Origin of the sequence: Paenibacillus sp. 2TAB19 (genome assembly GCF_052115185.1) — a bacterium.
Lineage (GTDB): Bacteria > Bacillota > Bacilli > Paenibacillales > Paenibacillaceae > Pristimantibacillus.
Window position 1 is genome coordinate 82,951 of record NZ_JBFRGE010000009.1, and the last position, 12,152, is coordinate 95,102.

Sequence of the window (12,152 nt, forward strand, 5' to 3'; positions counted from 1 at the left end):
TGACTCACTTCCTCGCTCTTTTTTGTGCACCCAATTATCTGCCGACTGCTTGCAAAACGCCTTTGTTATATTCATAGTCATAGCTCAAGTTTTCGTCAGCTATATTCCCAAAGTGAATAAGCGGCGGCGACTGATCCTTTTTAAGCGTAGCAAAATCGCCAGGTTTTCTTCCAAACGCATCGACAACCGACGAGCTGATTTCAAGTCCTTCATCCTTAGCTCGAATAACGGTCAAATCCGGCCACGACATATGCAAACCCGGGAACTCAATGATAAATTCCTCCATACCGTCGGCATCGAGATCCATGAAGTTGCCCGCTCCCCAACCTTCGAATGAAAGCAGCTTTGATTCAATCCTATCGAATACTACAAACAGATTACGCCCCGGTCCATTGGCGAACAGCRGCACGCTGCCGATTAGCTCATACCTCTCCTGACCGGAAAACAGCTTATGAATAACACATAGCTCTGTGCAATGGCTCTGATCGGATTCCGTTATAGATTGGGATAACTCGCGAATGAGATACGTCTGATCACCGACTTCGAGAATTCCATTATATATGGTAAACAGCGATTCGTCAGACTTCGATTCTTCGTAGACATCTAGTTGAAACGGCTTACCTTCTAACGATCCGAACGGAATCGATTTGATTTCCTTCCATCCTGACACAGTTTCAGTACTAGGCAGTTCGGTTAGCTCCAGCGACTGGAAAATCAACGCAATCTGATCAGGCAACGGTTGTATTACACTATCAATAGGTTCTGATATTTCCGGCAATGTACGTAACCCAGAACACCCGAGTATTCCGATCATGCAGCAACTAACCAACAGTCCACCGCATATCATTCTTTTCCCCCATCTGCCTATCATTTTCATTTTCTATTCATAGCCTCCCTGAATAGGCGGAAGATGCTTATAGGCTTCATTCGATTCTACCATTTCAATGATGAGCTGCGTAAGTTCTTGCATTTGTACAGCTTTAGAATCGTCGCCGAACCCGCCTATCCAGTCAATGAGAAGCTGCTTACCTTTCCACTGGATATCAAACTGGAACCCGCTAGAAGGCAACATTACTTTACCCTCATTCATCCCTCTATAAGACTCGATATCCATCAGCTCCATCAGCTTGCGAATATCGTTTTTTTGCTCTCCTGTGAGTGTTAGATCGGTTGTAACAACGCCATCCATCACTAGATCCTTCGTAAACGTGTTTTCGTTCGTATTCAGCTCATTTTTGTACATGACGCCATATTTCAGTACGAATTCAAACGACTCCTCATGATCATTGTTCGAACAGCCGCCAAACATAAGGACTAGACATATTAGTGCGGAAATTTTAACAAAGATATTCGCATGAAGTGATCTCATCGCATATGCTCCAAGCAAACTGCTACAGATCTCTCCAATGAAGTTATAACTTCATCGAAAGTTAGTAGCTCAAGCTGCTGGTCCATCGTCTCATCTTTTCTTTCAAAATCGCCATATAAATCATCAACCAACATGGGCAGCATCCGGTAATCGATCTCGTCTATGTCGACAGGTGAAACGTCCAACTTTTGCAGCACTAAGCCGTAATGGTCAATAAGCATCCCATTCAACCGACCGAAATCCCGATAATAGCTCTCTTGCGCGCGTTTCTTCTCTGGCTGCGGCAAATACTTGATTTTAGGGTAATAAATATCCTCTACCCACACCTCATCCGATATAAGATGACAATAATAGCCAAGATAGAAGGGCAACTTCTGCTCCGACAAATACTTTTGTCTGAACGCTCGTAAGTCAGACTTAACGATACCATCCGCATCCGTAAGTAGAAAATGAGATTCGCTCTTTGGCCCACCTGGAGGTTTATTGGCATCAGGAGCAATTCCACCAAGAAAAAACTGAGGGTCGTTGATATCTAGCCGCTTGCTTAATATCGTTTGTATACAGTAATGCATCACTCTCGAACCCATCTAAATTCCCCTCTCCTTTCGTTTCGCTTCACAACGTCTTGACGAAACGGTAGCCCGTTGTTTCAAAGCCTAAGTTTCGATAGAAGGCATGCGCTCGTTCACGTTCCGGCTTTATGCCGCTAGTCAAATACAATGCGTTTGCGCCCTGTTCTCTGGACCAGTTCTCGGTATAAGCCATTAACTGTTTGCCAACACCTCGGCCTTGATATTCATGCTTCGTGACGAGCACATTAATATGTACGACAAATCCATCAGCCTCATAGTAATACAATTTGCGAAAGCCAATCATGCCTACAACATGATCCTCAATCGTCGCAACGAATGTTTCGTTCTCGCTGCTTGCACCCAAACGGTCCATTCTCGATTTCATCTGTTCAGTCGTAGACGGATAACCTAGATCCAGCATTAACTCTGCTATAGCTTCCATATCTTCCGGTCGATAACTGCGTATTTGTACCAAATCTATAAGTCCCCCTATCAATAATGAATACGATAGTCTATTGTTCTAGCGCTGCATCAATAGGATACGAAAAGTGCGAGATCAAGTCATCATCCTTGTAAATGGTGCAATGCTCATAAATATGAGGGTCTTCCAATATCTTCGAAAGAAACAACGGGATGTTCGTAGCTACCCCATCATTGTCCTTGTGCATAATCCAATCGATTGTTTTCCAGTCCAAAATTCCCTCATCCGTCTTAATCGGCGTTTCGAATGTAAACCCCTCATCCACCTCGGCAACGTACGTGTACATCCCGCCATATTCGCCGCCGATCTCCGATTTCCATGAAATAATGCCTTTAAAGTGCAGATTGACAGGTGATATGCCTGTCTCCTCCGCTAATTCACGAAGCATCGATTCCCTCGGCGATTCGCCTTGCTCGATCTTGCCGCCGATACCGTTCCAGCAGCCCATCCAGGCCGGCTTTTCCCGGTTAAGCAGTAATATTTCGTTTCCTCGCTTAATGAAACATATGGTGTATGCCAACATTGATGTCCAACCTGACCTTTCGAAGATGTAGTTAACGTTTAGGGTAGAATCTTCTTCATTTCACTAAAATGACCTAGTGCCGGTTCTCCCTCATTCAATCGTTCGTCCCAAGGCTGATCACCTCGGTACCAGATCGATTGAAGTCCTGCCAGGCGCGCTCCTAATACATCATTTACGGGATGGTCTCCCACATAGATTGCATCAGAAGGTTCTACGCCAAGCCTCTGCACGGCGATAGCGAAGATTTCAGGGTCAGGCTTCTTCGTTTGCACTTCATCCGACACGATGATCGCGTCAAAATAATGTCTTAATCCAGCGAAATCAATTTTCGCATTCTGCGAATGTACCGAGCCGTTCGTGATAAGTCCCAGCTTCAAACCGTTATCCCTTACCAAATCCAGTGCTTCAATGGCGCCATCCATTACTTCGGTGCAGCGGGAAAACTCCGAAAACCAGTAAGCGAGCAGCGATTCTGGCGTAACGCCCTCCTTCCATCGGTATGCGTTATACAGTTCCGTATAAAGCTCTCTTTTGCCCCGATACCCCTCACGATCCGCTATTCGTATCTCTTCTATGATGACTTGTTTGTCCGATTCAAGCTCAATAATCATATATTCGTCTATCAACCGCTCTGTAAATCTACGAAAAGCAAGTCTACGGTCCAACAGCGTATTGTCCAAATCAAATATAATCGCTTTCATGTTCAACACATCCCCCCTCATAACAATTTAAATTCACCAAGCAGGGCACAATAACCTTCCAAAAAAGTGCAAACGTGCTAGCTATAATGGATTTCTGCAGGATAGACACCTCTTAAAAACCCCGTCATACAGCTATACGGGAAATTTGCATCACCTTTGCTCTCGGTGGGCTGATATGGAGCATTCCGCAGGAAAGTTAGTGCAAGAATCCAACATAGGTGTTAATCTAACCTGCTTCCACTAACAGCTTCGTACCCGCATCCTGCAAGCTGATCCATTCCTCGGAGCCGTCACCGGATAGATGCGCGTAATCAGCGTACACCTCCATCAGAAGCAGCTCACCATAGTAATAAAACGTAAAATGGTCTAGTTTGTCTCCAACTTGAGCAGGTTCGTCCTTCAAAAGCTCCCCTTCTGCCAACGGAGCTACTCGYGACTGCACCCGAAAAGGCGCGAACTGCACATAGCTGTCCCCTCGCTTCACTGCGCCGCTCGAAGCCATTTTCGCTACTAATCCGTCATGCTTCAAGAAGTCAGGCTTAGGCATAAATGCAGCACCTAACTGATGGACATTGCTATCCACCTCGAACAACAGCTCATTCGCGGCAGCCTGTATGACACCTCGATTAACAACTTGAACGGTGTATACTTGGCCTTGTTCATACAGCTCATAGACGTACGAGCCAATGTCCGATTGATAGCCGCTTGGGAAATCTGAATCGCTGAGTGATCTTAAATGAAGCAGCGAACCTACGCTCGCTAGAAATAATGGATCCGTAACCGTAACGGCTTCGGCATCGCCAACAATTCTGCTAACGACTACTTTGTCCCACTTGGTATCCGCTTGCAGCTTCTGAAGCCATTCATATTGTTGTATCGTTTGTTCCAATACGGATAAGGTCAATCCTGATGGTTTTGGTTCTAAAACGATCTTGGTATCCAGCTGCTGCTGCAACTCGCCAATCATTTGCTCCTTCTCTGCCAGCTTATTCTCAAAACGCTGTGCATTCGAACAACTCGCATACGTGATGAGCGAACATAACAAAACAATTCCGCTAACCCGATAATAAACGGTTTTCATTCTACGACTTCCTTCCCCTTATTCGGTGCGAGGTTCTTCCTGTCGTGGTTCCTTACACCTATAGACTTTCAGGATAAATGATAAGTTGCAACGTTATCCAAATAAATCCATTATAAAAATACAAAAAAGCCATGAGTGCCTGTCCCCAGACAATCATGACTTTCTAATCGCTAACACCTTAACGAAAATTCAGCCCCAGCTCCGACAGCTCATGCTCGAATTGCTTCACAAGCTCGTCCTTTCGCTCAGCCTCAAGAAAAGCAGCCTTCACTCCATTCATGACTAACGCTGCAATATCGTTAAGAGACAGCCCGCAATGCTCCATAAGCGCCGAATATTCCTTTGTTATCGTCGTATCCGACACCGTCATATTATCGGTATTGACTGTGACGATAACGCCTTCCTGCATATATTTCCGAAGCGGATACGCTGCCCAGCTCCCTACAGCCTTCGTCTGGATATTGCTGATCGGACACATCTCCAGCGGAATCTTCTTTTCCTTCACCAGCTCGATGACAGCCGGGTCTTCCTCCATCCGCACGCCATGGCCGATCCGCTCCGCGCCCAACTCTTCAATGGCTGCCCGCACATTGAATGCGCCTGCAGCCTCCCCTGCGTGGATCGTAATCGGCAGCTTAAGCGTCTTTGCCCTCTCGAAGAGCGGCGCGAATTGATGCGCAGGATAGGAGGCCTCGTCACCTGCCAGATCGACCGCTACGACTCCCTTCGCATAGAAGCGCGACGCTGCCTCGATAGCCTTCATGTTGTGATCGAAGGAATGGTTTCTCATACAGATAACGATCACTCTCGCTATTGTACCTAAAGCGGCTTCTCCCCTTCGTAATCCGTTTACCGTACAGCGGATGGCATCTTCGATCGACAAGCCTTGGTGCGTATGAAGCCAAGGAGCGAAACGGACCTCGACATAACGGACTTGCTGTTCCGCCGCTTGCTCCACTAACTCATAAGCGATCCGTTCGATCGCCTCCGCCGTCTGCATATAAGGAAGAACAAAGCTGAACTTGCTCAAATATTGCGTCAAGCTTGTCGTATCGGGATCCGCTTGCATCAGAGCTAACAGCTCATCCTCGCTCTCAGGCAGCAATGAATGGTCATCTGATTCAGCTAGCTCACGAATCGTGGATGCCTTCACGCTTCCATCAAGATGGACGTGCAGTTCTACCTTCGGCATTCGGCGCAGCGTGTCATCAATTGAAGGTTCATCTGATTGGTTAATCATATTCATCATCGAATCCCCCTTTATTGCTCTATTCATACACATCTTGCGCTGCTTGTATACGTGAGCTTGCTTTACTTATTGGTGCGCGGTCGTCAGCTTCCGCGATAGGTGCTGAATCCCCCAGGGGCAACGAGCAGCGGCACATGATAATGTCCCGTCTCGTCAGTTACTTTGAATCGAATTGGTATGGCATCGAATATCGGATCGGACACGAGCGACAGATGCGGAGCGCTGCGGAAGTAATCGCCGGCCATGAACAGCAGCTCATAAGTTCCGCGCTTCAATGCCTCCCCTTCCAGCAGCGGCTGATCCACACGACCGTCACTATTCGTCTTGTACGTCCCGATCACAACCTTAGCGTATTCGTCCGTCTCCCCATCGCCAAAGTAGGTTAATGTAAGGACAAGTCCTTCTACCGGCTTGCCGCCTGCCGTGTCCAGCACATGTGTCGAAATCCGTCCACCCATCTATCATTCGCTCCTTTATTCTCATAAGTCATCGCGTGTCATGGTGAAGCCTTGGAAGCCATATGGCGGACGCGGCTCCGTATACACGCCAGCCGATGTCGGCGCAGCAGGCTCAACAATCGTCTCCCATGTCCGATTATTCGATTCGAATCGAACCTCGGCTAATTGCGGGAACAGCGTCAATATTCGTTGCCCGATTTTATAAATCAAATGCTGGATCGACGGTGTATTCTCTGCATGAAACACTGTGTGGGCGATATCATGAACCTGCTCAGCCGATACGTATCGGCCGCGGTCGCCATTGATCGCATTCGAGGCTTCCTCATAAGTCCAATTGATCGTTAAAAAAATAAATAAAGGCCTGTCGAAGCTCTCGGGCAGCGTCGTGAATTCATCCCGCACAAAGCCGTGGAAAGAGCTGCCATGCACCTTGATGAGCTGAATATGAGATAAGGAGCTCTCATGCGCGACAAGCTCTACCGTCTCGCCATTACGCTGCCACGTCATCGTCGCGCTCCCATGCTCATTGCGTGAACGTCGATAGACAAGCTCGCTCGGCGCGAAGCTCCCATCGCTGCCGCTTACGGTGACGGCATCGAACGGAAGCCGATCCGCGCTGATTTCAACCGCATCCAAATGCGGGTAACGCTCGAGAAACTTCTCGCTGATGAATGCGACAAGTCCTTCCGTCGTGCTCCCCTCGTATTCGGCTGTCTGCCGAAGAATGAAGTTTTTCATCGAGTCCGTCGCTACAACAAGCGTGTTATCCCCTTCCGTGAAGGAGGTGAGCAACGACTCGCCGCTTACCGAGAACTTTATATTATGCGCGAAAATAACGTTGCTGCAGCCTGTGTACGTCGATTCAGGAATTGCGCTTACGGCAAGCGGAGAAGCGTAGGTGCGATAGCTCAGCACATCTCCTTTGCCATAATAAAGCGTTCTGCCGCCTCGAAGCTTCAACATCGTCATCCGTCCCTTCTCTAGCCCGTGATGAGATCCAGAATGCGGAATTTCGTTATTTTCTCGATTTCCGACAACGCCTGCGTCGTCTCTTCTTGCATGCTATGATGAATCCTCGACTCCATAGCCGTCAATATATGTTCCTTCGTCTTGCCGCGAACGGCCAGGATGAATGGAAAGCCGAATTGCTCCACATATTTGCGGTTCAGCTCGGAGAACACCTCGAATTCCTCGCTAGTGAGCTGGTTAAGTCCTGCACCCTGCTGCTCTTTGGCCGAATACGGCGCAACCGCAAGCCGCGTGCCTAGATCGGGATGTGCTCGAAACAGTTCAATCAGTTGATCGTTCGACGCTTCTCTTACAACGTTAGCCATCGCTTCATGCAGCGCCTCCTTCGAGACGAACGGCCGCATCTCCCATGCCGAGCTTGCTATCCACGGGGAATGCTCGAAAATTTCTCCTAGCACTGCAACGAATGCTTGTCGATCAAGTTCGTTAATTTCATTTATCGTTGTCATAACCAGTACCCCTCGTGAACGGCAATAACGGACGATTCCACCTCAGGAATCGGTCCGATGACCTGAATTGGTTTGTTTCCTTGTGCAAAAACAACACGACACGGCAGATCGAGCGTTGGATTCTGCTCGTTATCACCGGTCATCTCGGCCAACTTTTTCTCCGAGATGCCGTAGACGACCGTACCGACATTGCCCCAATAAATCGAACCCGAACACATCGCGCACGGCTCAACTGACGTATACAGCGTGAATTCCCATAACTCCGCCTTCGTGAACTTTTTGGACGCCGCAGCCATTAATGTTGTTTCTGCATGCCCGGTGCAATTGGAGTCCGTAATTTCGATATTGCCTTGCTCTAGCACAATCTCGCCTTCGCGATTGACGAGCAGAGCACCAAACGGTGTATTGCCTGCTCCCCGGGCCATTGCCGATATTTCTACGCATCTTTGTAAATAAGGAATATGATAACTAGGATTGCTTCTATTCGTATGATTGTGACTCATGACGTATGACGTCTCCTTTCAACTGCAAGCTTTACCGCTCTCCATATGCCCCCGTAACCGGTACATCGGCATATATTGCCTGAGAGCGCTTCGGCTATCTCATCATCATTTGGATCGGAATTGCTGTCCAATAAAGCTTTTACCGATATAATCATGCCAGGTGTGCAGTAGCCGCATTGGAAACCGCCTTCCTCTAGAAAGGCTTGTTGGATCGGATCTATGCCGCCGGCCGATACGCCTTCCACGGTTTCAATCGACTTGCCTTCGCACTGATAAGCCATCGTCAGACAAGAGTTGACAGCTTTGCCGTCTACAAGCACCATGCAAGCGCCGCACCGCCCGATCTCGCAGGATCTTTTGGTACCGGTTAGCTCCAGGTCATCCCTTAATATAGAGAGAAGCCTTCTAGCAGGCGCCGTATCTACTTCTGTTGTTCTGCCATTTAGCGTACAAGCAAGCTTATACGCCGTTGATGTTTCTGCTGCTTGATTAAGTTCCCCCATCTTCACTTCACCGCCTTCTGCAAAAATGCCGGCTGCTCCTGCAAAAACGACGGCTGAACCGGAAGCTTCGTCACCCATTTGCCCGTCGCTGCGCGAATGGCCGACGCGATAGCAGGGGCAAGCGTTACGGAGCCTACTTCACCGATGCCGCGCGGCCCGTAAGTATCACCTTCCGGCAGCTGCTCAATGGCAACTACCTCTACTTCACCGCGCTGATCTGCAATCGTCGGCACGAGATAAGTGTCAAGGTTACGAGTCATATAATAACCATTGTCCATAACGGCATCTTCGGTAAGCGTGAAGCCAAGCGCCATGCTGCTTCCGCCCTCGATCTGTCCGAGGAAACCTTGCGGATTAACGACCGGTCCTGCAGCAACCGCATGCAGTTGATTCAATACATTCACTCTGCCTGTTAACGTATTAACTTCGACTTTGACCGCTACGGCCGAGTACGTGTACATAAAGTGTGCGCCAACACGCTCCACCGGTGATGTCGGGAAGTGGAACGATGTCTCGCATTTGATCGGCTCGCCATCGAGCTGTGCAAGCTGCTCATAGGAGATAACCATAACTTCGCTGTCCTTCCTCATCACACCGCCTTCGCCCAATCGCAATTGATCCGCAGCTACATTCACCGATTGCGCTGCGCGACCGAGAATCGCCTCCTCGAATGGAGCTCGCATGCGCTGCAAAGACTTCCACATCATCGCTGTCGCTCTCGACGCGGTCGTTGAACCGCTATCCGGCACGACATCCGTATCGCCAATGATAATCCTGACATCCCCGCCGGCGAAGCCGAATTGCTCGATCAGCATCAGTTCCAGCGAAGCGATCAGCCCTTGACCGAATTCCTCGTAGCCGAATACGGCTTCAATCTTGCCATCCTTCGCGAGCTGCAGACGCCCTCCCGCCGGATCGGGGATGCCAACGCCAAGTCCGGCGCCATGCATCGTGAAAGCCGCGCCGACGCCCGTCTTGATCCAAGGCGGTACGTTAACAGCAGGAACCGCATCCTTTGTTTTCCATAGGTCGCTTCCCGCAATAACGTTCCACACCTGGTCCGCGCCATCTGTCTGCGCAATCGGCTGATTGAATGGACCGGCATCGCCCAGCTGTCTCATATTGAGCTTGCGGAACGTCCAGGAATCCATACCGAGCAGCTCCGCCAGCCGATCCAATTGGCCTTCCAAGGCAAAGATCGCCTGATTGCCGCCGAATCCTCTGAACTCTCCTGACATTCCATTATTCGTGAAAGCCGAATATCCGTTCACATCCAAATGTTCATACACATAGGGGCCGATGACATGCTCAACGGCAAAGTTAAGCACTTCAGCGCCGAGCGTTGAATAAGGACCCGTATCGGCCACGATTCGCACTTCATGCGCGATCAGCTTGCCTTCCGCATTCGTGCCGGTCTTCATCGTTATTTTCATCGGATGCCGCTTCAATCCCGCTCGTACCGATTCCCACCTTGAATTGTGGAACTTAACCGGCATTCCTGTTCGGAGGGCTAGCAATGCGCCGTACGGCTGAACGTTCAGCTCGTCCTTGCCGCCGAAGGAGCCGCCGATAGGGCTCGATACGATGCGAATTTGCTGCTGCGGCATATCCAGGATGCGCGACAGCTGCATGCGATCCATGAAGCCGTGCTGCGTCGGCGCATATACCGTCAACCGTCCGTCCTCGCCAGGTATGAACAAGCCGCCCTCTGTTTCCATATAAGTGTGCATTTGTCTCGGCGTATAGTATGTCTCCTCCACAATGTGAACGCATTGCGGGAATCCTTCAGCTAAGCTGCCTTTGCTATATCCAGTGTGATGAAGCAGATTGCCTTTATCGTGCAACTGAACCGTATCAGGAGCGAGCGCTGCTTCGGCATCGTCCACGACGGGCAACAACTCGTAATCCACATGAATAAGAGTTATGGCATATTCCGCCTCTTCCAATGAATCTGCGGCGACCGTCGCTACGGCATCGCCTACATAACGAACGCGATCCTCGCATAGCACCGGTTGATCAGGATGTGCAATTCCGAATGCGTTAAGACCCGGCACATCCAAATAAGTAAGAACAGCCCGTACGCCTGGCGCTTGCTTTGCCGCTTCGGTATCTATCGATACAATGCGGGCGTGAGGGTGTTCGCTTCGAAGCACTAAGCCATACAGCATCCCTTCTGCCGTCATATCCGTCAAATACGATAATTGTCCAGTTACTTTAGCGGGTCCGTCCGGTCTAATGCGCCAACRGCTTCCGCTTCCGTCTCGGTTTAACAGCATATCCTCACCTTCCCCCGTTAACAGCTTCTGCCGCCGATTTCCACAGCTCCGTCACAATCAAATTAGCGGCTGTTGACTTGCGATAGTCCGCAGATGCGAATTGATCGCCTTTTGGCTCGAAGACATCAAGCACACCGTCGTATATTCGCTTAAGAGTAGCAATGTTAAGCTCAGAGTCCGCAAAGGAAGTTTCCAGCTCCTTCAAACGGCGAGGAACGGTTTGGCCGCCGCCGACGGCCAGCTTCAAATGCTCCAATACACCTGCGGCGTTAATCGTACCGCTAACAGCTGCCGTAACGACGGACGGCGTGAACGCCTCGCGGCGTCCGACTTTATAATAAGCGCCGAAGTGCTTCGCATTCGAATCCATAACGTCCGTTGCACCATGCTGAGGAACGGAAATACCAAGCAGAAGACGACCGCTCATTGGTGTAGAAGGCGTTGATTCCTCGATTGCGGCCAGCCAATCGGACAGCTCCTCCCAGTGCTCTCCTGCTCCGCCGAACAGATGTAGCTGCGCATCGTAGACGAGCAGAGCAGGCAACGAATCGCCGACTAATGAGCTTATGTTGCCGCCAATCGTCGCAAGCTGACGAACGGACGGGGCGGCGATCTGTTTGATCGCCTCCGTAAGCAACGGCAGCTTCTGCGCGATTAGCTCATGGCTTCTGCATACAGCCAGCGATGTCGAGGCATCGATCGCGATACCCGCTTCATTCCCTCGAATCGACTCCGCTTGTCCGCTTATTCCGCTGACGTCAATAAGATGGGCAGGCATCTTGGCCAACCCCGATTCCCATTGCGTACGGAGCAGCGTGCCTCCCGCCGTATAGACGGCGTCTGCTCCGTAATTTTGCTTCAATTGCCATGCATCCGCCGCAGATTGCGGATGCCATACAAGAGGAGAATTTATGGTCCCCTGTGCCCGTGCGTTTGCGTTTGTACCCATGCTGTTCCC

15 protein-coding genes are annotated in these 12,152 nt (G+C 49.9%); all 15 read right to left on the bottom strand.

Going from position 1 to position 12,152, the window contains the following annotated elements; translation table 11 throughout:
* Positions 1–34 precede the first annotated feature (34 nt).
* On the bottom strand, positions 35–736 hold the full coding sequence (locus AB4Z33_RS06225) for a hypothetical protein (RefSeq protein ID WP_442049086.1): 702 nt from the start codon (positions 734–736) through the stop codon (positions 35–37).
* Between the two features lie 144 nt (positions 737–880).
* Entirely contained in the window at positions 881–1,369 is a 489-nt protein-coding gene (locus tag AB4Z33_RS06230; RefSeq protein ID WP_442049087.1) for a hypothetical protein, read from the bottom strand.
* Positions 1,366–1,956 (bottom strand): hypothetical protein, encoded by a 591-nt coding sequence (locus AB4Z33_RS06235; RefSeq protein ID WP_442049088.1) that lies wholly within the window; start codon positions 1,954–1,956, stop codon positions 1,366–1,368. Before AB4Z33_RS06235 ends, AB4Z33_RS06230 begins: the two co-directional genes overlap by 4 nt.
* A gap of 28 nt (positions 1,957–1,984) precedes the next feature.
* Complete coding sequence (locus AB4Z33_RS06240; RefSeq protein ID WP_442049089.1) at positions 1,985–2,416, bottom strand: GNAT family N-acetyltransferase; 432 nt, start codon at positions 2,414–2,416, stop codon at positions 1,985–1,987.
* Positions 2,417–2,453: 37 nt separating this feature from the next.
* Complete coding sequence (locus tag AB4Z33_RS06245) at positions 2,454–2,945, bottom strand: NUDIX hydrolase (protein ID WP_442049090.1); 492 nt, start codon at positions 2,943–2,945, stop codon at positions 2,454–2,456.
* Positions 2,946–2,983: 38 nt separating this feature from the next.
* Entirely contained in the window at positions 2,984–3,646 is a 663-nt protein-coding gene (locus AB4Z33_RS06250) for an HAD family hydrolase (RefSeq protein ID WP_442049091.1), read from the bottom strand.
* Positions 3,647–3,872: 226 nt separating this feature from the next.
* A complete protein-coding gene (locus AB4Z33_RS06255) occupies positions 3,873–4,727 on the bottom strand; it encodes a hypothetical protein (protein ID WP_442049092.1) in 855 nt (284 codons plus the stop codon).
* A gap of 178 nt (positions 4,728–4,905) precedes the next feature.
* Positions 4,906–5,976: an adenosine deaminase gene (gene add, locus AB4Z33_RS06260; protein WP_442049093.1), complete on the bottom strand. Its 1,071-nt coding sequence runs from the start codon at positions 5,974–5,976 to the stop codon at positions 4,906–4,908.
* A gap of 83 nt (positions 5,977–6,059) precedes the next feature.
* Entirely contained in the window at positions 6,060–6,434 is a 375-nt protein-coding gene (gene uraH / locus AB4Z33_RS06265) for a hydroxyisourate hydrolase (protein WP_442049094.1), read from the bottom strand.
* Between the two features lie 21 nt (positions 6,435–6,455).
* Positions 6,456–7,397, bottom strand: a complete 942-nt coding sequence (gene pucL, locus AB4Z33_RS06270; protein WP_442049095.1) for a factor-independent urate hydroxylase — start codon at positions 7,395–7,397, stop codon at positions 6,456–6,458.
* A gap of 17 nt (positions 7,398–7,414) precedes the next feature.
* Positions 7,415–7,912: a 2-oxo-4-hydroxy-4-carboxy-5-ureidoimidazoline decarboxylase gene (gene uraD, locus AB4Z33_RS06275; RefSeq protein WP_442049096.1), complete on the bottom strand. Its 498-nt coding sequence runs from the start codon at positions 7,910–7,912 to the stop codon at positions 7,415–7,417.
* Positions 7,909–8,415, bottom strand: a complete 507-nt coding sequence (locus AB4Z33_RS06280) for a nucleoside deaminase (protein ID WP_442049097.1) — start codon at positions 8,413–8,415, stop codon at positions 7,909–7,911. Before AB4Z33_RS06280 ends, uraD begins: the two co-directional genes overlap by 4 nt.
* Positions 8,412–8,918 carry a (2Fe-2S)-binding protein gene (locus tag AB4Z33_RS06285; RefSeq protein WP_442049098.1) on the bottom strand — a complete coding sequence of 169 codons (507 nt, stop codon included), beginning with the start codon at positions 8,916–8,918 and terminating at the stop codon, positions 8,412–8,414. The genes AB4Z33_RS06280 and AB4Z33_RS06285 overlap by 4 nt, the downstream gene beginning before the upstream one ends.
* A gap of 2 nt (positions 8,919–8,920) precedes the next feature.
* Positions 8,921–11,194 (bottom strand): xanthine dehydrogenase subunit D, encoded by a 2,274-nt coding sequence (pucD, locus tag AB4Z33_RS06290; protein WP_442049099.1) that lies wholly within the window; start codon positions 11,192–11,194, stop codon positions 8,921–8,923.
* A 4-nt stretch (positions 11,195–11,198) separates the two neighbouring features.
* Entirely contained in the window at positions 11,199–12,143 is a 945-nt protein-coding gene (locus AB4Z33_RS06295) for an FAD binding domain-containing protein (protein ID WP_442049100.1), read from the bottom strand.
* Between the last annotated feature and the right edge of the window lie 9 nt (positions 12,144–12,152).

Excerpts from the sequence above, each read along its gene's own strand:
- pucL (WP_442049095.1), bottom strand. The coding sequence starts at position 7,397 with ATGTTGAAGCTTCGAGGCGGCAGAACGCTTTATTATGGCAAAGGAGAT.
- AB4Z33_RS06285 (WP_442049098.1), bottom strand. The coding sequence starts at position 8,918 with ATGGGGGAACTTAATCAAGCAGCAGAAACATCAACGGCGTATAAGCTT.
- AB4Z33_RS06250 (WP_442049091.1), bottom strand. The coding sequence starts at position 3,646 with ATGAAAGCGATTATATTTGATTTGGACAATACGCTGTTGGACCGTAGA.
- add (WP_442049093.1), bottom strand. The coding sequence starts at position 5,976 with ATGATGAATATGATTAACCAATCAGATGAACCTTCAATTGATGACACG.
- AB4Z33_RS06230 (WP_442049087.1), bottom strand. The coding sequence starts at position 1,369 with ATGAGATCACTTCATGCGAATATCTTTGTTAAAATTTCCGCACTAATA.
- AB4Z33_RS06295 (WP_442049100.1), bottom strand. The coding sequence starts at position 12,143 with ATGGGTACAAACGCAAACGCACGGGCACAGGGGACCATAAATTCTCCT.
- AB4Z33_RS06245 (WP_442049090.1), bottom strand. The coding sequence starts at position 2,945 with ATGTTGGCATACACCATATGTTTCATTAAGCGAGGAAACGAAATATTA.
- uraH (WP_442049094.1), bottom strand. The coding sequence starts at position 6,434 with ATGGGTGGACGGATTTCGACACATGTGCTGGACACGGCAGGCGGCAAG.
- AB4Z33_RS06280 (WP_442049097.1), bottom strand. The coding sequence starts at position 8,415 with ATGAGTCACAATCATACGAATAGAAGCAATCCTAGTTATCATATTCCT.
- uraD (WP_442049096.1), bottom strand. The coding sequence starts at position 7,912 with ATGACAACGATAAATGAAATTAACGAACTTGATCGACAAGCATTCGTT.
- AB4Z33_RS06235 (WP_442049088.1), bottom strand. The coding sequence starts at position 1,956 with ATGGGTTCGAGAGTGATGCATTACTGTATACAAACGATATTAAGCAAG.